This is a genomic window from Desulfothermus naphthae, from assembly GCF_054657475.1.
The window spans coordinates 1449583-1473798 of sequence record NZ_BAAHYQ010000001.1 but is presented as its reverse complement, the minus strand read 5'-3'; the positions used below and the strand labels follow the sequence as shown (position 1 = coordinate 1473798).

At 33.6% G+C, this 24216-nt stretch carries 21 protein-coding genes and 1 tRNA gene; 5 read left to right on the top strand and 17 right to left on the bottom strand.

Annotated elements, in window-relative coordinates:
• Positions 1-30: 30 nt before the first annotated feature.
• From ACYQ1E_RS07160 to ACYQ1E_RS07150, 3 genes are read right to left on the bottom strand one after another with little or no spacing between them, the layout of a single operon-like run.
• Positions 31-501 carry a cobalamin B12-binding domain-containing protein gene (locus tag ACYQ1E_RS07160; RefSeq protein WP_459877140.1) on the bottom strand — a complete coding sequence of 157 codons (471 nt, stop codon included), beginning with the start codon at positions 499-501 and terminating at the stop codon, positions 31-33.
• 20 nt (positions 502-521) lie between these two features.
• Positions 522-2177 (bottom strand): acyl-CoA mutase large subunit family protein, encoded by a 1656-nt coding sequence (locus tag ACYQ1E_RS07155; protein ID WP_459877137.1) that lies wholly within the window; start codon positions 2175-2177, stop codon positions 522-524.
• Positions 2178-2203: 26 nt separating this feature from the next.
• Positions 2204-3256: an AMP-binding protein gene (locus ACYQ1E_RS07150; RefSeq protein WP_459877134.1), complete on the bottom strand. Its 1053-nt coding sequence runs from the start codon at positions 3254-3256 to the stop codon at positions 2204-2206.
• Between the two features lie 212 nt (positions 3257-3468).
• On the opposite strand from ACYQ1E_RS07150, the gene ACYQ1E_RS07145 reads away from it, so the two are divergent.
• Positions 3469-4866 carry a sigma-54 interaction domain-containing protein gene (locus ACYQ1E_RS07145; RefSeq protein ID WP_459877131.1) on the top strand — a complete coding sequence of 466 codons (1398 nt, stop codon included), beginning with the start codon at positions 3469-3471 and terminating at the stop codon, positions 4864-4866.
• A 55-nt stretch (positions 4867-4921) separates the two neighbouring features.
• On the opposite strand, the gene ACYQ1E_RS07140 is transcribed toward ACYQ1E_RS07145, so the two are convergent.
• The 5 genes from ACYQ1E_RS07140 to ACYQ1E_RS07120 all read right to left on the bottom strand — a co-directional run bounded on the left by ACYQ1E_RS07140 (position 4922) and on the right by ACYQ1E_RS07120 (position 9961).
• Positions 4922-5737, bottom strand: a complete 816-nt coding sequence (locus ACYQ1E_RS07140; RefSeq protein WP_459877128.1) for a polysaccharide biosynthesis tyrosine autokinase — start codon at positions 5735-5737, stop codon at positions 4922-4924.
• 12 nt (positions 5738-5749) lie between these two features.
• Complete coding sequence (locus tag ACYQ1E_RS07135) at positions 5750-7507, bottom strand: GumC family protein (RefSeq protein ID WP_459877121.1); 1758 nt, start codon at positions 7505-7507, stop codon at positions 5750-5752.
• A 22-nt stretch (positions 7508-7529) separates the two neighbouring features.
• A complete protein-coding gene (locus ACYQ1E_RS07130) occupies positions 7530-8744 on the bottom strand; it encodes a hypothetical protein (RefSeq protein ID WP_459877118.1) in 1215 nt (404 codons plus the stop codon).
• Positions 8734-9303: a polysaccharide biosynthesis/export family protein gene (locus tag ACYQ1E_RS07125; protein WP_459877115.1), complete on the bottom strand. Its 570-nt coding sequence runs from the start codon at positions 9301-9303 to the stop codon at positions 8734-8736. The genes ACYQ1E_RS07130 and ACYQ1E_RS07125 overlap by 11 nt, the downstream gene beginning before the upstream one ends.
• Positions 9304-9439: 136 nt before the next feature.
• Complete coding sequence (locus ACYQ1E_RS07120; RefSeq protein ID WP_459877113.1) at positions 9440-9961, bottom strand: response regulator transcription factor; 522 nt, start codon at positions 9959-9961, stop codon at positions 9440-9442.
• A gap of 72 nt (positions 9962-10033) precedes the next feature.
• Between ACYQ1E_RS07120 and ACYQ1E_RS07115 the strand changes: the two genes are divergently transcribed.
• From ACYQ1E_RS07115 to hypB, 4 genes are all read left to right on the top strand, one after another.
• Positions 10034-10339 (top strand): PilZ domain-containing protein, encoded by a 306-nt coding sequence (locus ACYQ1E_RS07115; protein ID WP_459877110.1) that lies wholly within the window; start codon positions 10034-10036, stop codon positions 10337-10339.
• Positions 10340-10666: 327 nt separating this feature from the next.
• Entirely contained in the window at positions 10667-11866 is a 1200-nt protein-coding gene (locus ACYQ1E_RS07110) for an aminopeptidase (RefSeq protein WP_459877107.1), read from the top strand.
• 31 nt (positions 11867-11897) lie between these two features.
• Positions 11898-12263: a hydrogenase maturation nickel metallochaperone HypA/HybF gene (locus ACYQ1E_RS07105; protein ID WP_459877104.1), complete on the top strand. Its 366-nt coding sequence runs from the start codon at positions 11898-11900 to the stop codon at positions 12261-12263.
• 13 nt (positions 12264-12276) lie between these two features.
• The gene (gene hypB / locus ACYQ1E_RS07100) at positions 12277-12930 is read left to right on the top strand and encodes a hydrogenase nickel incorporation protein HypB (protein ID WP_459877101.1); all 654 of its coding nucleotides are present in this window, start codon (positions 12277-12279) and stop codon (positions 12928-12930) included.
• Between the two features lie 44 nt (positions 12931-12974).
• On the opposite strand, the gene ACYQ1E_RS07095 is transcribed toward hypB, so the two are convergent.
• From ACYQ1E_RS07095 to ACYQ1E_RS07055, 9 genes are all read right to left on the bottom strand, one after another.
• Complete coding sequence (locus ACYQ1E_RS07095; RefSeq protein WP_459877098.1) at positions 12975-13421, bottom strand: Hsp20/alpha crystallin family protein; 447 nt, start codon at positions 13419-13421, stop codon at positions 12975-12977.
• 94 nt (positions 13422-13515) lie between these two features.
• The gene (locus tag ACYQ1E_RS07090) at positions 13516-16416 is read right to left on the bottom strand and encodes an insulinase family protein (protein ID WP_459877095.1); all 2901 of its coding nucleotides are present in this window, start codon (positions 16414-16416) and stop codon (positions 13516-13518) included.
• Positions 16417-16438: 22 nt separating this feature from the next.
• Positions 16439-17788, bottom strand: a complete 1350-nt coding sequence (asnS, locus tag ACYQ1E_RS07085; protein ID WP_459878486.1) for an asparagine--tRNA ligase — start codon at positions 17786-17788, stop codon at positions 16439-16441.
• A 442-nt stretch (positions 17789-18230) separates the two neighbouring features.
• Positions 18231-19184, bottom strand: a complete 954-nt coding sequence (locus ACYQ1E_RS07080; protein ID WP_459877092.1) for a phospholipase D-like domain-containing protein — start codon at positions 19182-19184, stop codon at positions 18231-18233.
• Between the two features lie 284 nt (positions 19185-19468).
• Entirely contained in the window at positions 19469-19801 is a 333-nt protein-coding gene (locus tag ACYQ1E_RS07075) for a hypothetical protein (RefSeq protein WP_459877089.1), read from the bottom strand.
• A complete protein-coding gene (locus tag ACYQ1E_RS07070; RefSeq protein ID WP_459877087.1) occupies positions 19759-20019 on the bottom strand; it encodes a hypothetical protein in 261 nt (86 codons plus the stop codon). Before ACYQ1E_RS07070 ends, ACYQ1E_RS07075 begins: the two co-directional genes overlap by 43 nt.
• A gap of 1 nt (position 20020) precedes the next feature.
• Positions 20021-21403 carry an AAA family ATPase gene (locus ACYQ1E_RS07065; protein WP_459877084.1) on the bottom strand — a complete coding sequence of 461 codons (1383 nt, stop codon included), beginning with the start codon at positions 21401-21403 and terminating at the stop codon, positions 20021-20023.
• Between the two features lie 58 nt (positions 21404-21461).
• On the bottom strand, positions 21462-22817 hold the full coding sequence (locus tag ACYQ1E_RS07060; RefSeq protein WP_459877081.1) for a DUF499 family protein: 1356 nt from the start codon (positions 22815-22817) through the stop codon (positions 21462-21464).
• An 843-nt stretch (positions 22818-23660) separates the two neighbouring features.
• Positions 23661-23734, bottom strand: a tRNA-Arg gene (locus ACYQ1E_RS07055).
• Positions 23735-24216: the final 482 nt, after the last annotated feature.

Sequence of the window (24216 nt, the reverse complement as noted above, 5' to 3'; positions counted from 1 at the left end):
TGGCGCTCCTATTTTTTGTTTAATATCACGTTACCCAACCTCACATGGTTGTTCTCTTTCCTTAAATCCTCTATCACCCTTAGATACATCTTTTTTCTCAAACCTTTCCTTGAAAAAACTTAATATCTCATCAAAAGATGAATGTACAGGAAAAACTTTTGCCACTCCAAGCTCTTCTAATTTTGGTATATCCCGTGGAGGAATCACACCACCTACTACTACCGGAATATCTACACCTTTTTCTTTTAGTTTATCCATCAATTTTTTTGTTATTTCCACGTGAACACCAGACAATATACTTAAACCAATAACATCTACATCTTCTTGAATAGCAGCTGATACAATTTGGTCGATGGTTTGTCTCAATCCAGTATAAATGACCTCCATGCCAGCATTACGAAGCAGCATGGCCACTACTCTTGCCCCTCTACTGTGACCATCAAGGCCTGGTTTGGCTATCAATATTCTTATTCTGGATTTTTCTTTATTCAAGTTAGTCACCTGTCACCTCCTGTTATGATTTATAGTGCTGCTTCGCTATACTCGCCGAAAACATCTTTTAAGGCATTAGTTATCTCTCCAAGGGTTGCATAATTACGAACAGCTTCCAAGATTGGTTCCATTAAATTGCCATCTCCAGCCGCTACTTTACGTATTTCGGCGAGTGCCTTTTGAACCTTTTGATTATCCCTTTCCTCTTTAATCTTTTTTAGTCTAGAAACTTGTTTATCTAACACATCTTTACTCGGCTGATGTAACTCAATTTCTTCTTCTTTTTCATCTGATACAAACTTGTTAACACCCACAATTATCTTTTCTCCCTTCTGGATCTTTTGTTCTAGCTCAAAGGCCTGTTTAACAATATCTTCCTGAATAATTCCCTCTTCTATTCCCTTTAATATTCCACCTTTTTCTTCAATACGCTGCATCTCCTTTTCAACTTCTTCCTCAATTCTATTTGTTAAATATTCAAGAAAATATGAACCTCCCATAGGATCAGCAACTGAAGCCACATCTGTTTCATAAGCTATGATCTGTTGAGTTCGTAGTGCTGTACGGATGGCCTTTTTTGATGGGATAGCATAAGCTTCATCATAGGAAGTGGTGTGTATAGCGTTGCACCCTGCTAGCGCTGCAACTAGGGTCATGATAGTTCCCCTTATAATATTGTTAAGGGGCTCTTTTGCTGTAAAAGAAGTTGCCAAACACCCGCTAAAAATACGCATTTTCATGGAATTGAGATTTTTTGCCTTAAATCTATTTTTCATTATCTTTGCCCATAGTCTCCTTGCAGCACGAATTTTAGCAACTTCTTCAAAGAGATTCATGCCACATCCTAAAAGAAAGCTAAGTCTAGGGGCGAAGTCATCTATATCAATTCCCCTCTTTAATGCCTCTTCCACATAAACAATTGCATCCAAGAGACAATAGGCCACTTCATGAACAAGACTGCATCCAGCTTCACGCATATGATATCCACAAATGCTGATAGTATTCATTCTAGGCACATGATCTTTACAGTATTCAATAATATCACCTATTAATCTTATTGAAGGACCTGGAGGGAAAACTTGTGTTCCTCTGGCCAGATATTCTTTTAATATATCATTTTGTAGGGTGCCCCCAATTTTTTTGGGGGAAACGCCCTGTTTTTCCGCCACTGCAATGTACATGGCAAGGATTATTGATGCAGTTGGATTAACAGTAAAAGAAGTGGTTATTTTATCAAGTGGTATTCCATCAAAAATTATTTCCATATCTTTTAAGGTATCAACAGCCACCCCTACTCGACCAACTTCTTCTTCCACTATGGGATTGTCTGAGTCCAGCCCAATTTGAGTGGGAAGATCAAAGGCAACACTAAGTCCAGTATTTCCCTGTTCTAAAAGATATTTAAAATGGGCGTTTGTTTCTTCAGGGGTTCCGAATCCTGCATATTGTCTCATAGTCCAGAGTTTGCCCCTGTACATAGATGGGTAAACACCCCTTACAAAAGGAAAATCTCCAGGAAAACCAATATCTTTAAGATAATCAGTATCCTTCAGATTATCAGGCGTGTAAACCACCTCTAGCTCATGACCCCAGGAAGTGGTAGCACTTGAAAATTTCTTTTTAAATAATAGTTCTTGTTCCCATTGTTTTTTCTTATGTTCTATTTCTTCTAATTTGTCTTTCACCTTACCCCCCCTTATAATATACTTTTTTAACTGTTTTTTACCCTTTCAATTACCTTTTTACCTCCGAATTTTTTTCTGAGTTCCACCTTTTTGATTTTGCCACTGGCTGTTTTAGGAAATTCAGTAGTAAATTCCACGTGTTTTGGAATTTTATATTTTGCTAATTTATCCTTTAGAAAATCAAGAACCTCCTCCTTGGTCAGCTTTTCCCCGGTTTTTGGAACAATCAGCGCCTTTCCTACCTCTCCCCACTTTTCATCTGGAACACCAATCACAGCCACTTCTAATATTTTTGGGTGTTCTCCTAAAACCCTTTCTATTTCCGCTGGATATACATTTTCACCTCCACTAATATACATATCTTTTTCACGATCTACAATATAAACAAAACCTTCCTCATCCACGGTTGCGAGGTCACCAGTATGAAGCCATCCATTCCTGATGGTTTCGGCTGTTTGTTTTGGATCGTTCCAATAACCTAACATCTGTACAGGTCCTTTTACTATGATTTCCCCTACTTCCTTAGGCGCAACGTCCTCCCCATTCTTATTGACAACCCGCACCTCACTATGAAACACTGGTTTTCCTACAGAACCTATTTTTCTAATAGTATCTTCTTCAGACAACCACAAGAGAATAGATGTCTCAGTCTGACCAAATACCTGTCTTATAGGAATACCCCTGTCCATATATGCCTTTATTAAGGTCAAAGGAATTGGTTCGCCTCCAACCATCAAAGTCCTAATAGAACTCAAGTCATAATCATCTAAATTTGCCCGTTTGAGCATAAAATTGAGCATAGTGGGGACCAACATAGCGAGGGTAATTTTATGCTTTTCAATTAAAGACAGGGTTTGTTTGGGATCAAAAGATTTTTGAATAACAATGGTGCCTCCAGTGTAGAGTGTGGGGACTGCCGCAATATTTAATCCACCAGAATGGAACAAAGGCATTACCACCAACATCACATCTTTAGATGTTAAATCAAAATAAAGCACAGCATTAAAGGTGTTATAAAATGTCTTTCTATGTGGTAGAAGGGCCCCCTTGGGTATACCAGTTGTTCCAGATGTGTACATAATAAATCAAATTAATTTTTGAGATAAAACCATGTTACCTGAACCAATTTAATAAGAACATCTTGTAAAAAATAGTAACCCTTCTAGTTAATCAGTTGGTATTATGGGATTTATTATGTAAATATTAGTGACATGTAATTTTTATTGACAATTGTTTCATGCACTAGATAAATTAAAAACTACAGTAAACCTTATTTAGGAGCTTGTTTAATATGTTGATATCTAACCAAAAGGCTTTAGCCCTCCTTGAGGCTATAGGAAATAACAATTCCCTGGGAATAACTATCATAGATGATAGAGGAGTCGTAGTTTTTAGAAATAGGGGGCATGAAGAGATTTCAGGTATAAGCAATTTGGATGTGTTAGGAAAACATTTTTCCACGATTAATGGCAATGCGGAGTTGTTGGATGTATTAAAGACTGGTGTTCCTCAACTAGGACTCCCCTATGAGACAAGTTGGGGAACCAAGGCTATTGTTCATAGGTTTCCCCTTCGCGATAACAACAACAAAATAATTGGTGCTATGTCTATTACGGTCTTTAATGATATTTCTGAGGTACGAAAGCTGTTACTTAAATATAAGGCCTTAGAAAATAAAGTAAATTATTATGAAAAAGAGATACAAAGACTCCGTGGAGCAAAATATTCTTTTAAAAATATTGTAGGAAAGAGTGAGTCAATAAACTCAGTAATTAAACTGGCCAAAAAATATGCTATTACCAATTCACCTATTTTGATTACAGGGGAAAGTGGGACCGGAAAGGAGCTATTTGCCCATGCAATCCATATGGCAAGTCCAAGAAAAACGGGTCCATTCATCGTAGTAAATTGCCCATCCATCCCTAAGGAACTTCTGGAAAGTGAGCTTTTTGGATATGAACCTGGAGCATTTAGCGGAGCAAAAAAAGATGGAAAGTGTGGCAAGTTTGAGATGGCAAATGGTGGGACAATATTTTTAGACGAAATATCCTCTCTGGATTTAAATCTTCAACCTAAGCTGCTGCGGGTACTACAAGACCATAGAATTGAAAGGGTTGGAGGAAATAAGCCCATAGAATTAGATTTTAGAGTAATTTCAGCTACCAATAGAGATCTCAGCGAATTGGTAAAACAAGGACTTTTTCGGGAGGATCTCTTTTATAGACTCAGTGTTCTCACCCTCAATATCCCGCCTTTAAGAGAAAGAAAAGAGGATATACCTGAGTTGGTTGATTATTTTCTGAGTTCCTTTAAAGAAGAAACAAAAATTGCTGTAGATGAAATAAGCAAGGAGGTCCTCCGCTGTTTTGATACTTGGACGTGGCCAGGCAATGTAAGGGAGTTAAAAAATGTGGTTGAACAAGCTGCAATATCCTCTGAAACAAAGCGTATCGAACTCAAAGACTTACCAGCCTATTTGATTGCAGGCTCTGTGGCAGAAAGACGTAAAAAAAATCCTTATAAAACCAATCTGTTAAAACAGTCAAAGCAAAGTGTAGAACGATCTTTATTGGAGGCGACTCTTAAAAAAAACAACTGGAATAAGTCTAAGACAGCGAGGCAATTAGGGATTTCCAGGCCATTGTTATATTCATTAATAAAAAAGTACAAAATAAACAAAAACCTTTAATGTAAGAGATATTTCTGGATAATAATCACTTTTAACAAAAAATTTAAAGGAGTTATTATGAATAAATATTGCTTTTGACAAATTTTACATCATTAAAAACTGTTCCAAGTAATTTTTCTTTTGGTAAGACCTCCATAACGCTTTTTACACTATCAATAGATGTATAATTTGACCTGGCAACAAGAATAATCGCATCAATATATTGAGAAAAGACTAAAGGATCAGGACAAGTATTTAATCCAGGGGTGTCAAAAATAATATATCTATCAGGATATCTATTTTTCACTTCCCTCACAAGTTCTTCCATCTTTGGAGAACCTATAAGATCAGGGGCATTTGGAATATTTCCTCCTGCAATTAAAATAGATAATTTATTTATACCAGGACTAATAAAGAGATCTTGCAAAGGAATATTGTCTTCAAAATATTGTTTCAATCCCTTTTTACTAGAATCTATCCCAAATAATTTATGTATAGTAGGTCTTCTAAAATCCACATCTACTAATAACGTAGTTTGTCTAGTGTCTTTTGCAATGGCAATAGCAAGATTTGCAGCAACCAAACTTTTACCTTCATCTGAATCAAATCCACTGACCATAATCGTATTTAAGCCTTTATTTCTGGTTAACTGAAATATCCTTGTGCGTAAAAGCTTAAACTGATCTGTTACAGAGTGGGTTTCATCCACTGCAACTAATTTATTTTCCTTTAATAAATCATGGGAAACTTCTACAACTTTTGTGTAGACATATTGTATATCTTTAACATCTGTGACTTTCTCAATATATTCTTTTTGAAATACATCTTTCTTTTCTTCCTGTTTATCATGTTCTGCCTTAGCTTTTTCAAGTGCTTTTTTTAATTTACTCATAGCTATCTCCAATTAAAAAGTTGTTTTTTTCCATATAAAACGATTTAGTTTTGCAAAAAACACATAAAGGTCCATTATAAAAAAATGAAATACAGCTATTCCCCCTATAACCAAAAGACATAGTATTGCTATTATAATAATTCTCTTCTTTTTTATTGCCTTTTGTTCCTCTGGAGAAATTATTTTAGGTACAATGCAGAGTACTGGCGCTTGTGTAAGTTTTTGTAATGTGTTAGGATCTTTAACTGTTCTATCAGTATATTCTCGGATTGCTGCAGAACCTACTGAAACTCCTAGTCCAAGTACAATACCTATTAACATTAACGCCAATCTGTTGGGTTTGATTGGTTCTTCGGGCAAAAAAGCAGGTTCAATGAGCTTAAATTTTTCACCCAGTTGTTCTTCTTCTGCACCTTCAGATAGACGGGCAGTGAGGAGTTTTTGTTGAACTTCTCTGTAATGTAATTTTAAATTTTCATACTCATTGTTAAGTTCATTATAGGTCTTTGCTACTTCTGGCATTGCATGTAATTTTTTGTATATCTCTTCTCTTTGTTTTTCCAGTCTGGCTTTTTCTTGATTTAAAGACGCAATAGACACCTTAATTTTATCTAAGTCACTTTTTATGCTGATGTATGCAGGGTTTGTAGGCTCTTTTGATAGCAATTTATCGTTTTCTTCAAGTTTTTTTTGTAATTCTCTTATTTTTTTCTTAAGCTCATTAATTTGTCTTTTTGTGCTTTTCACTTTTGGATGTTTATCTGAATATCTGGATTTTAAATTCGCATATTCTGTCTCAAGATTTTGTAACTCTTCTTCCATTTTCTTAAGATTTTCTCCAACTCCTGCTTCTTTTTCAAGGAGTTCCAATTCCTTTTTTTTGGCCACTACTAGAGGATGTTTTGGAGAATATTTAGATACTAGTTCAGCATATTCTAATCTTGCCTGTTGGAGCCGCTCTTCTGGACTTAACACTCTGCTGCTTGAACCTATATAAGGATCTAAGGAAGCCAATCTGTTTCTTAAAGAAGCTTCTTGCTCTTTCAAAGAACGTATCTGCATATTTATATTGGATATATCGCTATTTAATTTCTCCAATTTTTGCATATTAAGATTGGTAAATTCAGGCAATTCATCAATGTGTTCCTTTCTAAATTTTGCTATTTTTGATTCTAATTCCGCCATTTGATCCTTAATTTCCTTTAATTGCTGTTTTAAAAATTTTGTGGTTTGCCTGGCAAGTTTTTCTCTAACCTCTAAATTTTTTTCAAGAAAAAATGAACTAAGCTCAGCTGTTACCATTTGAGCCTTTTTGGGATCTTCATCTTCATAAGATACAGTAAATGCAATTGCAAGATATATGGGACGGCCAAATTTATTTTCATTTATTTCAGCATTAATAGGTTCAACCTTAATGCGGTCTCTTATTTTTTCTACCAATTCATCGGTAGTGAGTTTTTCTCTTTTATCTGGAAGTAGATCATACTTTTTTACGAGATTTAAAATTCTATTTCTGGACATTACTTCTTGCGTTATGGATTGGATCCTTTGTTCTGCATAACTGATTACAGAAGATGGCACTAAATCTGATGGAATTTGTCTGCTTTCTATAAGAATTGTGGCTGTAGATTGGTAGATATTCGGCAAAATTATACATATTATACCCATTAAAAGCACCACTGCAACAAATGGAACAATTAACCACCATTTCCTTCTATAAATAATTTCCTTAATTTTAACAATCTCTTGAGCTTGTACATCTTCCATCATTAATGACTCCTTTAAAACATTTTTAATGTGTTGCAAATAATCTTGGGTATGAATATGTTATTCTTATCCAACATTTATATCTGTGTTTATTATAATTTGGCCTCTTGTGTTTAACATATTCATAATTGGTACCAAAACTTAAGGAAAGATTATCATCTAATCTCCAATTCAAAACAGGTGATATAAGGAAATAATTAGATTTTTTACCATTAGATGTTTCCTCCTTTGTCTTACTATATTTAATAAGCAATTTGGTTCCTATTGTTTCTTTTAATTTGTAATTAAATGATGTTGATATATTGTTGACAACAGAGCTAGTTGCAGTCGTAGTATTATATTGTACTCTATTTGCTGTAATAGTTGTAGAAAACCTTTTTGTCCATGCCTTTTGTAAATTAAATCTAAATATTAATCCTGTATTTTTTTCTTTTTTTCTTTGCTTTATTGGAATAACAATTAGTTGATGGAGAATTGGTTCTAAAAAATAAAGGTAACGAATTTCATAATATTTACTCCAAGTAATTCTATAACCCGTACCAAATGTCAACTTTAAAGTATTATTTAAGTCTTTAGACCAATATAAATCACTAGAAAAGGTCTTTATTGTGGTATCATTTTCATAATCTGCATTATAGTAATTAATAAACAATCCCATTATATCCTTAGAACTAATACTAATAATAGGATTTAAATTTACCCCCCAAAGTTCCATGTCAGGATAATAATTATCTGGATAATGAGTCCTTCTTAATGTCCCGCCTCCAGAAAATGAAATAGTTTCATTTAAAATATAATTATGTGACCAACTTAAGCCATAGTTGTATCTATCTGTCCTTTTCGCAACTATTCCTGCCTGTTGCAATTCAGTTTCTAAAGTAGAATCCTTAATAAAATTTATATTAATATTTGAAAGATTTTTTAGGTTCCAATTTTCTTTGATTAAAAACACATTGTTAGTTTTTACTGTATTTAATTCAGAATTGTGTAAAAAATTTTCAAAACTCAACTTTGAATTTAAAGATATATCAGTTTGTTCTGATGTTAAATTAAGTCGGAATTTAGGATTAATCCTGGTAACAAAATCTTCCAGACAATAGTTGTATGAAAACAAAATATTATCATTATACTCTTCTTCAAAATCAATTCCAGGATTAAATGAAATGTCATAGCAAAAAACTTTTTTTCCAAAAAAAAATAAACATATCAAAGACAATATTAAAAGCTTTTTAAGGAACAAGGACCACATCCCCCCTTTTTAGTAAAATATTTTGTTTTAAATTTTTTCCCTTTTTTATCTCTTTGTAATTAAAGGAAAATTTTTGGGTTTTCTCTCCATAATACCTAATAATAAAAATATGTTTTTCATCTGCAAAGGTGGTGAGTCCTCCAGCAAGGGCAAGGGCCTGAAGCACAGTAATTGGCTTGGAGACATTAAATACTCCAGGCTTGTTTACCTTTCCAACCACATAATATTGAAGACTACCAAGCTGCACTACTATTACCGATGCAATAGCATCAGGAATATACTCATGAATCTTGGTTTCAACTTCTTTTTTTACCTGAGTAGTTGTTTTTCCAGCTACAACTAAGTCTCCAATCAAAGGGAAGGATATCTTTCCATCTGGTCTCACAACTATTTGTCTTATTAAATCCTTTTCTCCCCAAATGGAGATTTCAATAACATCTGCTGGGGCGATTAAGTAGTCCTGGGCGTAAGATTTTGATTCGATTAAAAATAAACTACAACCAATAAAAATAAGAAAAAAGATTTTCAAACACACCTGGCTTTTTCTCATTATATCCTCCTATTGCAGATAAATTTACTTCCTTTCTAAATCTTCAAAATTTCTATAACTAAGCGTGTCCTATACACCATCTTGATATCTTTTGCCACCATTTTATTGGTATATTAATAAATTTTTACTATATTCCTTACCGTTGTGAGCTTTTCATTAACATGGAAATAATTTCATTTCTTGAATTAACATTCAATTTTTTCATGATCTTTTTAAGATGATCTTTTACTGTAAATTCAGAGAGAAAGAGTTTTTCTGCTATTTCTTTATTTGATAAGCCATCACATATTAATTTAATCACCTCCATTTGTCTATGGGTCAGCTTATATTTATCCTGAATTTTAGCAAGATCTATTGATTTGTCTGCTATTTTTTCTATAAGGATCATAATATAACTATCTTGAAAATTTTCGCTTTTTAATGGCATAGCTCTAAGGGCAAAAGTTTTTTTTGGGGTTATATTTAAAAGGGCAGCCCTATCTTTCGAATTTGGATATTCTCTTGCCTCCTTACGCAATTTTAATACTATGGGTGGGAGGTTATTAAGGTCAGGAAAGATCTCTAAAGTTTGTTCATTAAAAAATACAATCTCTCCTTCTTTATTAAATAGAAGAATTCCAGGAGGTTTTCTTTTTTGAATTATTTTTAAAAGGTTCATTCTCTATTTTCTAAAATTAATCCCTCAAAAGAGGGATTGACAAAAAGGTAAAAGGTTAATTAAACATACTACATGGTTAATTGCATAAAAAATGAAAAAAGGTCAAGTAAAAGAAGAAAATTTAAAAAACCTGTTTATGTGGAACAAAGTATTTTAGAGAATCAGAATCCTAAAGTTATTAAATATGTGTGTCAAGGGATTGATATAAGTCAAAATGGCATAGGTCTTATAAGCAAGCATTATTTAAAAGAAGGGTCAATAGTGAGAGTGATATTTTTCCCCACAAAAAAAGAGGAAGAATTTTTCACCTTTGCAAAAACAGTATGGAGTAAAAAAATACATGGAAGTTACAGGGTGGGTTTAAATTTCTTAAGTTAAAAAATTAGCAGTGATAATGTTTCCATCTCATCCTAAAATCTTATCCTTACCAAAGCGAGTTTTTTATTAGCATTTTTTGCCTGTAAAGGGGCCATCTTCGAGACAATTAAATCCAATAAAAATTTAATAGAATAACTCTTTCAAGAAAGAAATCCATCTCTCTTCTGAGTCTTCCAAAGAAAACTTCTTTTACGAGACCTGGAGCTATGGGAAGATAAATAAACTCATAAATTTAAAAATCCCTCTTTTCCCTTGCAAATCCTCTAATGTCTTTATAACATCTTACCAGTATTTGAGCTAAAATATAATAAAAAAGGGGTATTTTAGATGTTGGACAAAAAGTTGTTAGAAAAGTACGCCAGGGTCCTTTTTTGGGGACTTGAGACTGCACGGTTAGAAAATTTTTCAAAAGAAGATATAATCCTGGTGAGATATGACCTTCCAGGTAGGGATCTTGCCACTGTAGTATTTACTGAAATTTTGAAAAAAAAGATGTATCCTGTTCAGAGGATAACCTTTTCCCCCTCAATGGAACATTCATTTTATTTAATTGGTGATGAAGATCAAATCTCCTTCATACCTCCAGGGGAGAAAGAACTTTTTAATAATTTAAATGGTCTTATATCAATCTTGGCACCTGAGTCATTAACTCATTTAAAAGATGTTGATCCTGCAAAAATTGGCAAGTCCTTAATTTCAAGAAAAATCTTGAGAGATATTTTAGATGAAAGGGAAAATAAGGGATTGTTTTCATGGACCCTCTGTCTTATGCCAACAGAAGAACTGGCTAAAAATGCAGGACTTAGCATAGATGATTATACAGATCAAATCATCAAGGCCTGTTATTTAGATTATGAGGAGCCAGAGAAAAAGTGGCAGGAAATTTTTGAAAATGCAAAACAAATAAAGGAATTTTTAAATTCCCTTCAAATAGAAACCTTACATTTAGAGTCTGAAAGGTGTGATTTATATGTAACTATTGGATCACATAGACAGTGGATAGGAGTATCTGGCCACAATATCCCAAGTTTTGAGATTTTTACATCACCTGACTGGCGGGGAACAAAAGGTATCTTTTATATGGACCAACCTTCCTTTAGGTCTGGAAACATAGTAAAAGGACTTGAACTAGAATTTAAGGAAGGAAGGGTGGTAAAGCTATCAGCTGAACAAGGGGAAATTTTTGTAGAAAAACAGATCCAGGTAGATGAGAATGCCTGTAAAATTGGTGAGTTTTCCTTAACTGACAAGAGATTTTCAAGAATAGACAAATTTATGGCACATACCTTATATGATGAAAATTTTGGAGGAGAGTATGGAAATTGTCACATAGCCCTTGGAGCATCATATGCTGAAACCTATGTTCTAGGTGGGGATAAATTAACAAAAGAATTGAAAGATCAGCTTGGATTTAATGACTCCGCCCTTCACTGGGACCTGGTAAATACTGAACAAAAAAGGGTAACAGCCCACTTAAAAGGCGGAGGTAAAAGGGTTATTTATCAAGATGGAGTATTTATTTTATAGGAAAGCCCTAACTATAAGGAATTAAAATTAAATGCATGAGATGTCCATTGCACAGGGAATTATGGATGTTGTTAAACAAGAGATGACCAAAAACAAGATGAAGGTCTTGTTGAAGGTGAAGATCAGGGCAGGTAAACTAAATGCAATAGTACCAGAAGCACTTCAGGTTTGCTTTGATATGCTGCTCCAGGATACTCCTTGGCCTGGTGCTATGTTGGAGATAGAAATCACTCCAATAAAACTTAGATGTTCAAAATGTTCTAAGGAATTTTTACCAGAAGATCAGAAATATATTGGCTCAATTATCCAGGCGCCATGTCCCAATTGTGGTACAGAGATTGGACATAAAATAGTCTCTGGAAAAGAGCTTTTAATTGAATACATTGAAGCAGAATAAGGGAGTATTTTAGATGAAAATTCCAGTAATCAGAAAAATTTTAGAAAAAAATGAAGAAAGAGCAACTGAGCTTAGAGAAAAATTTGACAAAAACAATATCCTTGTACTCAATTTAATTAGTTCACCTGGCGCAGGCAAAACTACCCTCCTGGTAAGGACTTTATCTGCCTTAAAAAATCAATTTAATCTAGGAGTTATTGAAGGTGATATCCAGACCACAGCAGATGCCCAAAGGATTGCACAAACAGGAGTACAGACAGTGCAGATAAATACAGATGGTGCCTGTCATCTGGATAGCAATATGATCTATGCTGCGATACAAAGGATGAATTTAGATGGTCTAGACATACTCTTTATTGAAAATGTAGGCAATTTAGTTTGTCCTGCAGAGTTTAAAGTTGGTGAAGATTTTAAAATCGCTCTCTTAAGTATCCCTGAAGGAGATGATAAGCCAGAAAAATATCCCTTACTTTTCTCAGAAGCAAAGGTGTTAGTTATAAATAAAATTGACCTTCTACCTTATCTTGATTTTGACCTGGAAAAGGTCAAAAAGGTTGTACGAACTCTAAATCCAGATATTGACATATTTATGGTCTCTGCCAAAACTGGACAAGGCTTTGATGAGTGGTTAAATTGGCTAACAAATAAAGTTAATAGCAAAAAATAGAAAAAATAAAAAAGGGGGTTTAAAACCCCCTCTTTTTACCTTTTTTAGGACTCAATTGGTATCTTTTTACCCCTTGCCTCTTCTTTTTTAGGTAACCTTACTTCTAATACACCGTTTTTGAACTTCGCAGATACTTTAGATTCATCAATCTCTGTTGGCAAAGGTATTGACCTATAGAAGGAACCATAACTGCATTCAATCCTGTGGAAATTATCTTTTTTCTCCTCTTCTTCTAATTTCTTTTCTCCCTTTAAAATCAATGTGTTGTTTTGAATTGTAAGTTCTACATCTTTTGGTTCAAGCCCTGGCAGTTCTGCCTTTACCTTAATCTCTTTTTCATTCTCGCTTATATTTATAGCGGGATATGTCGCTTCTCTAAAGAGAGAGAAATTAAAGGGATCTCTCCAAAAATTTTCCATTAGATCAAAGATTGATTCGCTTTTTGTTACATCACTCTCTCTTAATGCTGGTAGAAACCTTAGTCCTAACATATCCCATCACCTCCTTTTTTAGGATTTTTTCTTTCTTTTTCTACTTAAAAAAATAAAAACCAATAAATAGAAGTCAAGAGGTTTATTAAAAAATTTATTCCATAATATTCCAAATATTTTGGATGGTTATACCACTTTTCACCGCTTCTTTGATTTTATTCTCATCACCTAATATCACAATTACTCCCTTATCCTTAATAGTGCCGACAAATTCGGCAAAGGATCTAAAATCTTCCTTTGTACAGGACAACACCTCGTCTCTAATTTTTTGTCTTATCTTTTGGTCCTCGCCAACAATATATCTCATCAATGCTTGAAGTCCCTTTGCATCTGGCAATTTGTAGGCATCAATGACAGAGATTGTACCAATTATTGCCTTTTCAATCTCTGTGTCTGTGATATCTAATTTGTTTAAATAATTGGCTGTGTCATCATAAACTCGTAATGTATTTACACAATTTGGATCCCTGTAAGACACAAAACTGAGTATTTTTGAAAATCTATCTAGATTTATAAATCCTCCATAAGCACCGCCCTGGACTCTGATTTTATCCCATATATAGGTATTTCTTAAATATCGTGTAACAACTAGATGAGATCCTTTAAATTCATAGCCAGTCTCTTTAAGATTAACGCCTTTGCCAACATAATTTACTTGAGCTGGGACAACTATGGCCTCGTTTCCTTTAACATTTTGATAAATCATCTTGTGAATGTATTTTTTTGGGCTGTTGATTTCTCTCCCAAAGGCACTTACATGGGAATCTGCCTTTGTTAAAATTTCACTATTACCTGTTAAATTAAAAATAATAGTAGATGATTTATACAAATAATCAAAAGTTTCCTCTAGGTCCTTTAATACATCCTCAAAGTTATTTTGCGTCCTTTCAATTAAATATCTTAAGAAGAGTAAATAGCAGATGCCGCCAATTTGTTCATTTATCCAACCACTTAAATCAAGTTTAGCTCCAAGCCTTGTAGACACAACCATGTGACCTGCAGGAATAAGCATACTTTCCAATTTTGCCTTTTCTTGCATTAATATCTGTAAAAATCTCTCCTTATTGTTCAAAGATGGATATTGAAATATCTCTGTTAATATCTCAAAAAGATCCGGGATATTATCTTTAAGTGTTTTAGATCTAATAATTAAATAGGCAATATTATTCCCTGTTACATTTCTTGATATAAAAGTTTCATGGTATATGCCCCCAGTTTTAGCCTGAATAATCTTATCTAAAGATACATAATCGTGTTTTATAGTACCCATCTCAGTTAGAGCACGGCCAATTAAGTTTGCATAACCTAGATATTTTTGGGGTACTGATTTTAAATCAAAGGCTATATCAAAATATAATATGTTATTAGTCTCAATATCGTGGTATAATACATCCCCATACTCTGTATTTGATATAGTAGTAGGCACTTCTTTTTCTTCTCTATCTATATCTTTTAATTTTAAATGGGGAATCTTTTTTATGTCTTCTTCTTTATCCTGCTTTTTTTGATATTCCTTAAACTTCTTTAAATCCTGATATATAATTTTTTTATCCTTTACCTTAGATAAGACCTTTTCAATCCTTTTTTGTTCTTGTATTACAAGTTCTTTAGCCAGTTCTTTTTTTGGAATTAATTTTACAGTTGTCCTGTGTTGGTTGTTTAGAAAATATTTTGCAACAAGTTCTTCAAATATCCTCTCACCTTCAGCAATATTTTGCTTAATTAAATTTAAAGGTTTTTCAAAACAAAGGGTAAGCAAGGGGTCTTCATCATAGAGCCAGGTACTAAGTGCCCTGAACATTACAATAAGTCCCCTTGGATAATTTCCGGTATTTAGCTCCCTTAAATCAAATTCAAAACTATTTATAGCAGCATCTACTAATTTTTTGTCAAAATTATTTTTATAAATATCTTCCAAGGAATTATTTATTATTTTCCAGACCTTTTGAAAATTTTCTTCTTTCACACCTTTAAGTCCAGTTGAAAAAAACATCTGTTTAATATCCTGTTCTAACCCAACTCCACAAAGTCCTTCGCCCAGTCCAGACTCTATTAAATTTTTCTTGAGCACTGATGAATCCATGTTGATGAGTAAATATTCAAGTATTTGCAAACCTAAATTAATGTATAAAAGTGATGTTTCCTCTAATAACCAGTTAAAAGTAATAAATGGCTTTGAGTTTTCTGATGCTGGATAATAGAATTCAAATTCTTTGGGTCTGGTGAATTTATTTTGCATAGGAATAGTTGAAGATACCTCTATTTCATCAAAATTTCTTAAATACTCATCCAATATTTCAAGTCTTTTTTGTTCAGAGTCCTTTCCCCAAAAAAATATTCGGGAATTTGATGGGTGATAATATGTCCTGTGAAATTCTACAAAATCTTCATAAGTTAGTTGTACAATTTCATCAGGATGTCCCCCTGAGTCAAAACCATAGCAGGTTAAAGGGAAAAGTGTTTGCTGAGAGTATTCCATTAACATAGAATCAGGAGATGAATATGCACCTTTCATCTCATTGTAAACAACTCCCACTATTTTGGCTTTATTTAAATCGTCGTCATCTATTTCTATGTGCCATCCTTCTTGCATAAATATCTCTTTTGTAAGAAGGGGATTAAATACAGCATCTAAATACACATCTATTAAGTTATAAAAGTCCTTCTCATTTTGAGAAGCAACAGGATAAGAAGTCTTATCTGGAAAGGTCAGGGCATTTAAAAAGGTCTGCATGGAGCCTTTTAATAACTCAACAAATGGTTCTTTCACAGGATATTTTTTGGATCCACAAAGTACAGAATGTTCTAAAATATGTGCAACACCTGTAGAATCTTTAGGCGGAGTCCTAAAAGTAATTCCAAATACTTTATTTTCATCATCATTTTGGATAGATAATATTTCAGCTCCATTTTTTTTATATCTATAAAAACTTGCAATAGAATTTAACTCTTTTATTTCTCTTTTCCAAATTAATTGGAATTTCTCTTTTACCATATGTTCTCTCCAATAATTTAAGTTAAAAATTTAATGTACCTGGTGTCCTGGGAAATGGAATTACATCACGGATGTTTGACACTCCAGTTAAAAACATAATGAGTCTGTCAAATCCAAGTCCAAATCCAGAGTGTTTAACTGTTCCGTAACGTCTTAAATCTAAATACCACTCATAGTCTTGTATTTTCATTTCCACTCTTTCCATGTTTTTAATAAGTACATTAAGTCTCTCTTCCCTCTGACTTCCCCCAACAACTTCTCCAACCTTGGGAAGTAAGATATCCATTGCAGCAACTGTTTTCTCGTCATCATTTAATCTCATATAAAATGGCTTTATATCTTTTGGATAATTATACACAACAACAGGGCCATTAAAATATTTTTCCGTAAGGTATCTCTCGTGTTCTGTTTGCAGGTCTTCTCCCCATTTGGGCTCAAATTGAAATTCCACTTTCTTTTTAGCCTTCTCTAAAATATTTATGGCCTCTGTGTATTGTATTCTCACAAATGGTTCATTTATTAATTTCTCTATTCTTGATATAAGTGTTTTGTCTAAAAATTTAGAAAAGAGTTCAATATCGTCAGCTCTTTGCTTCCAAGTGGCCTTAACCACATATTTTATCAATTCTTCTGCTAAATCCATGTCATCCTTTAAATCAAAAAATGCCATTTCAGGTTCAACCATCCAGAATTCAGCTGCATGTCTTGGGGTATTTGAGTCTTCTGCCCTAAAAGTAGGCCCAAAGGTATAGACCCGCCCAAGTCCAAGGCATAGGGCCTCTGCTGTAAGTTGTCCAGAAACAGTCAAATAGGCATCTTTTTTAAAAAAAGTGTGCTTTTTTTCGCCCTTTTTTATTACTTGAAACAGATCCCCTGCCCCTTCACAGTCTGAGGAGGTGATTATGGGTGTGTGGATGTAAAAGAAATCTCGTTCTTGTAAAAATTTATGGATAAGATATGAAGCTGTTGATCTAATCCTATTAATTGCTCCATATTTATTAGTCCTCACCCTCAAGTGGGCGATTTGACGCAAAAATTCATCTGAATGTCTTTTTTTCTGCAAAGGATACTTATTGGGATCAGCTTCACCTAGGATATAGACTTCTCTTCCCCTAAGTTCCCATTTTTGTCCCTTACCTGGGGACTCAACTATATCTCCTTTTACTTTTATTGAACTTCCTGTGGTTATTTTTTTTAGATCATTTGTAGATATTGTTGAGTGGTCAATAACAATCTGCAGATTTTTAAGGCAGGATCCATCATTTAACTCAATAAATGAAAAACCCTTAGAATCTCTCCTTGTCCTCACCCATCCCTGGACAATAACATCTTTTTTTTCTTTATCCAGGTTAAGTATCTCTTTAATCAACATCTGTGTATCCATATTTTTATTTCTTAAATTTTACTTAGGAACTGACTTTTATAAGAACTTTTATACGTCCATTACATTGAATGTTTACAAGTTGTACGAAAATAGTCAAGGGCTAATTATTTTTTGTCAGCTTTTAGCTAAGCGAGAGTGTTCACTTAAAGATAGACAAAAATCTTTACTGATATTGGGCACAAATTTCAGGATTCAGTTATTGCATGCCATAATTTCATTGATGCACGAACCATTTTTTCCTTTTTAGATACAACTTTCGTTCTATCTGTCACCGTAAGGTTAGATTGAGTGAGTGTAAGAGAGCGAACCACAATGTGAACTGTTTGTTGGACAAAGCCGCCTATGTATAGAAAATATCTTTTTATGACTGCGGAGTTTTGATGAGGAGAAGTGGGGAGGTAACAAAAAGCGGGACTGTGTAAATCCTTTTTTACCATGGCCTTTCAAGCTTCTTTATCACTTCATGTTTCCATACTGCACTTGGAATTCCAAGACGATCCTTTAATTCTACCTGCCATTGCCAGGTAAGAGTTGCTGGAGTTAAAATTAGAACCGCACCATCATCCAGAAGACATGAAACCATAGCACTGGCTGCTAAAGACAGAGTTTTACCAACTCCAACCTCATCTGCTAAAAGTAATCTGGCCTTACCGTATATTTCTCTATGTTTTAAAAAAATAGTTACAAACGAACGTTGCCAGGGCTGAAGTTGTTCACCTTTGCGATATATGGGACTTTCAACTAAAGAGGCAGGAGCAACTTCTTCTGGAGTTAAATCCTCAAAACGAACTTCTATCCTCTTAGAAATTCTACCTATTTCCTCTATAATGGCATCTGGCAAAGGATAACTTTCTTGCCACAGAGCTTCAAATTCCTCTTCAAGCCATCTAACGCCTTCTTCTGAATCATCTTCCCAGATAAGTTCATAATTTTCAGAAAAAGCCTCTCTTGTTTCATTAGCTGAACCTAAAAAAGCTACCTTTTTTCCTGTATAATATTCAATAATACCTGCTTTTCCGTGGACAAAAACCTTTTGTCTAGGAACAACTCTAATCTCTACTTTACCACTTTTTAAAAATTCATATAATTGTTTGTAACGATCTTTATTTAAAAGAGACTCTATCTCTGGAGAAATATCCTCATTAAAGCGTTCTTTTAGCGCCACTTCTCTGGCATATTTTGATACAGCAATATCAGCAACATCCAGATCGCTATTGCACACTACCTGGACTTTAGGAATTCTTGAAATTTCTTCACCTATTAATTCAAAAATTGAGCTTCTAAAATAGCCTGCAATTCGTTTATATACTTTTGCGTTTTTAAGCTTTTCTGCTAAAAAATTCCTTTTAAAACACACCCTGCGGGAAGAGAAACGGTTTATCATGACCCTTTACTATAAAATATTTATTTTATCTTCTTTTCAACTCTGTTGGAAATAACAACACTCCATTTTTTTAAACTACCCAGAGTCATGAAAATTCCTTTTCTAACACATCCAAAATTTTATACCTCCCATCTTAACACTATTTCCAGGATTCTTCTGCTTTCTACGTTGTTTTAGAAAAGCTGCCTCCAGGCCTAATTAATAGCGTTAAAGTTAATAGCCACCATGATTTTTATTCTATCCCTTTATTTTTAATAAGTTCTATCAAAATCTTTGCACCTTCCCTATAATTGAAGCAATTTTTTTAAGTTTAGTTTAATAGATGAAGATGGCGATGGATATTTTAGAAATTTTTCTGGATTCTTATATGAAGCTGTAAGCCTTGGAGGTATTGATCTTGTTCTTCTCTTTGGAATGTTATGCTTATAAAAAACAATAAATAGTCTGAGATATTCATTTAAAAATTTATTTAAAATATCATTGCAGTAATTAATAAAACATTCTGTTGCTTTAAATTTTTTAATTACTTCATTTTTTTTTTTAATCTTTCTAGATTTTAGCTCAATAAACAATATTATTTTTTGTTTATCCATTCTGTAAATAAAAGATAATCGCACCGTTTATTTTCTCCTAATTGTCCCTTAAAAATAAGGTTCTGATTTTGATATTTATCAATATCCAAAACTACAGAATTGTTTTCCACACCATAAATATCCACTTGTCTTAATTTTGCTTTTTCTCCTCGCTCTTTTAACCTAACAAAATGTTTGCCTTTTTCTTGAGATACTGTAAATAAATCATTAATAAATAATTTTTTTAATAAATCTTCATTCATCTTAATCTCCACTAAAAATAATTGCATCCTGGATACGATTCATATCATCAATTGTTTTATCAAATGTCTCGGCTTCAATACCAAGAGATGGATCTATATCTGCCTCTACCAATGTAAGGACAGAGGTTTTCCGTTTATATCCATTAAGTAAAATTTTATTTTTCTTCGCCATATAAACTTTTATATTCTTTGCATCAATAAGTTCATCTTCTCTATACCCTTTGCTTTTTCTAATATTCTGAATTTCTTTATTAGGTTGATTTAACATGATTAATGTATTTAATTCTTTAATAATATAATCGCTATGGGTGGTAACAAATACCTTTATCCCTACATTTACCAATCTGGCAAGAAGTCTGGCAATGAGACGCTGATTTTCAGGATGGAGATTAAGTTCAGGTTCATCAATCATCAACATGTCGCCAGGACAGGCAATATGATGCAAGTAAAAGCCTATATCCAAAAGAGAACGCACAGCGCTTGAACTTTGTACCATTGGTAAACGGATACGCTTGTTATTTCCAGGCACAAAAACAACTTCATCTCTAATAATACGGTACTCTCCACCGATTATATCCGCAAATTCAGCAAGTAATTCTGGGTATTTTTTAGCAAGTACACTTTGGGTTTTAGCTATATCTTCTAGTCGTCTTGTAAAATCTACATTATCTCTAACAGGTAGAGCATAGCTATCTGAGACCTTTTCTATTAAGCTAAAAATATCAATTTTTGTCTTTTTTTCTCCTATTTGCTCAATCAATCTATTTCTCGCAAAATCAAGGTCTTTGCGAAAAATAGCAGCTCCTGTTCTCTCAGCACTGGCTATAAACACTCGAGGAATGATCTTTTTAAACAAAATTTCCTTTAATGCATCTCCAATCAAATTATGTAAAAGCTCTTTTGGCACATCCAGGCTTTTTGTATCTGTCAATAAATTTATCTTTAAAAAATTCTCTTTTTTATCCTTAAAGATTGATATAAGTTCTGTTTTAGCAAGGCTAATAGTGCGCTGATATGAAATATCTGACAAATCTATTTGACTTTGTTCAACAGAAAGTTCAAAGGTTGTATTATCAAAGGTCCCTTCTTTTGCAGCAAATACCCTATCCAGAAATCTTTGATATTCTTTTGATGCCTGTTTTAATATTTCCTTAGTTCTTTCTCTATATTTAATTAAGTTAATAGAAAGTTTACCTTCTTCTAAGAGTTTGTTTATTCCTTTAAATGGAAATTTAAAACCTGTTTTCCAATATTTAAAAAATCCATATAAAGCATAAGTAATGTACGTTTTGCCCGTATTATTCCTACCACAAATTATTGTAAAATCTCCAACATTATATTCAGCCTGTTTAATAGGACCAAGATTTTTGACTTTTACTTTCATTAAAATAGACTCCTGGATAAGTTAACTCAATTTTGAATTTGGGATGAAAAACATTTTTTTATCCTATTCTCTGATTTTTAATAAATTCTGCCAGGACCTTTGCTGCATCTGCTTCTTTAGGACGGATTGTTTGAACTTTATCTGCAATAAATTCACAAAGAGCAATAATAAGTTCTCTCACTGTTGCCTCTCCATAATAATTAGGAACATTTTCGGTAAGATGAGCAAGCACATCTTCACTTTCTATATCCTTTTGAAGTTCCATAAGAGCATAAAGAACTGCCCTAAGTGGAGATACTGTCTTATGTGAGTGAATATAAAATTCAGATCCCTCACTCATCTCGCTTTTGCCAAGTTCAATAGAACTTTTAAGTCTAGCCCTGTTTGCTCTGGCTGATGCCATAATAGATCTAAAATTTCTTATCTTAAAAGCTTTTGCAAAATTCTGATAGGTATCTAACTTTTGAACACCTTTTGCCTCCAACTCCAACATCTTGAGATAAAATCGTTCTATATTTAAAAGGTTCTTCCAACGCTTTTCTTCTATTCCTTGAGGAACAAGACAGCGATTTGCTACATCTACAGCAAAGTCTATGAGTTCATCAACAAGCGTCTTTTCTCCCCGTACACGGGGCCTTAAAGCTTCATTTGAGGCTAGATCTACCGGAGTTATTGAGCGTTCCTGGCGACCAAGTTCAGCCCTTGCATCTTCCAAAGCTCTATTTATTAGTTTTCCTCCTGTATCATAAGCTGCAGAAAGATCAGAGACAACCACAGCAACATTTTTCTTTTTACCAGCAGCAGTAAGTAGATTAGCAAAGGCACGAGTAATTATATCTGCAATTGTGCCTTCACCTATTTTTTGGGTAGTATAGTAATGAAAGTATGGAGGCATCTCATCAAGCAAAATCAAAATAGGCTCATCACCCTCAAAAAGCTTTAGCCACGCTTTTTCATCTGGAGCCTGAGGACCGCTTACCCAAAATTGGGTAAACAACTCGCCTCTTCCGAGTTGTCTGGCAATTTCTCCCCAGAAAAATTCCTTTGGATTATTGCGTCCATTGAAAGCTGCGACCTTTGCACTCTTAAAATCGTTTATATAAGAAACTGTTGGAAAATATTTTTCGCGTAAATTTGTATATTTAGCCAATAGTCCAAAGCTAACCAGCAAATGAGTTTTACCTCCACCCATAGCCTGCTTTAGATGAAAAATCGCTGAACTTGATTTTCCCGCTAGCCTCGCAATTCCCTCTTCTACAAGAGATTTCATTCCTTCAGTGATAAAAGTTCTTTCAAAGAAAGCCTCACCTGTGCCCTCTGCATTTATAAGTTCATCCAACTGTTCAACCTGATCACTTAAACGAACATCAAGGGCATTAGGCTGGAGTTCACATGCATCTTTTACAGTCTTCATTTTTAATTTTCTCCAAATTTAAATTTATTCCCCAATATCATACAGACTAAATGGTAATTATAAAAAACAAGGGTAAGTCATAATAATTATCTTTAATTTCTGGGATGATATAAATTAAGTTGAGTGAATGAGTTAGTAAATAAACTCATAAAAAAGTTCAACCATGTTATTTGTTGCGAATTATATGGTTTTATAAGATGATGTTCAATATCATTTTCAAAGCGAGTTTGATCAAATAGAATGCCAGATAGTATTTTATCAGGTCTTTGAAAGCGGTACAACCATTTTCTTGAAGTGCAAAAAGAAATCGTTACTGAAATAGAAAAGAGGACAAAAATGAGCTATAGGCTCGAAAAATTTATTAAAATCCACAAGCACAAATAAGTAGGAGGAGTAGCTAGCGAATGCGCCCTCTAATACATAGAAAAATAAGGGGTATTGTTTAATTTTAGCAACATTGGCAATAGAGTAAGAGCCATCAAGGATTTGCTCACAAACAGTTCGTTTAACATACTCAGGAGACTGTTTAATCATAAAAGAAATCTTCCACCACCCTCTAAAAATTAAAATACGGACCTATCCCCATACCTCTTCCCACGATTCAGCGGATATTAAGACACAGAAGTTCCACTACTATTGCGCAATATCTGCACGAACTAAGAGGCGTTCAGGTAGATTTGGAAAAGATTTTCAGTAAGAAAAAAGCTGGGAAGGTTTTGAAATTTAAAAAAGAAGAAAGGGATAGACCACTCATGGATAGAAGCCTTCAAAAGTGGTAACCAAAACTGCCAACCAGGGCCTGGCCGGATAGTTGGGAATATTGTAACTCTCTAAAATCATTAACGGGCAATGCAGGATTTGAACCTGCGACCTCCAGCTCCGGAGGCTGGTGCTCTATCCACCTGAGCTAATTGCCCGTTATTGATTATTTAACTGAGCAAATAATATCTTGTCAACCCAGCAGGAATTTTTTAGCTGTAATCCCTTACAATTTTGTAAGTGTAAAATTTATAAAGATGATAAGTAAAATTAAATAAAAAGGTGGAAGATAAACTAGATAAATATCTAACTTAGATGTCTTTTCTCTTATTACCTTGTTCTTATGGGATAAAAAATTGTCTATTAGTGCTACTCTTATTAAGATTAAGAAAAATAAGTTTTACCAAAAAATTGTCTTTTTTCTCACTCTTTAATTTTTCCTCTAGCTCTCTTATATTTTTAACCTTAATAGGTTCTCAAATTCAGAAAAAGTTACTGTGTTTTTTGGTATACGGTTTAAGTTTTAATTTGATTTTATTTGGATTTTGAATATGGAACATAAAACCATATTGAAATAAAGTATAAAAAATTATATGGTTAGATAGATTTTGTGCTTTTATTTTTTTTACTATCAAAAGAC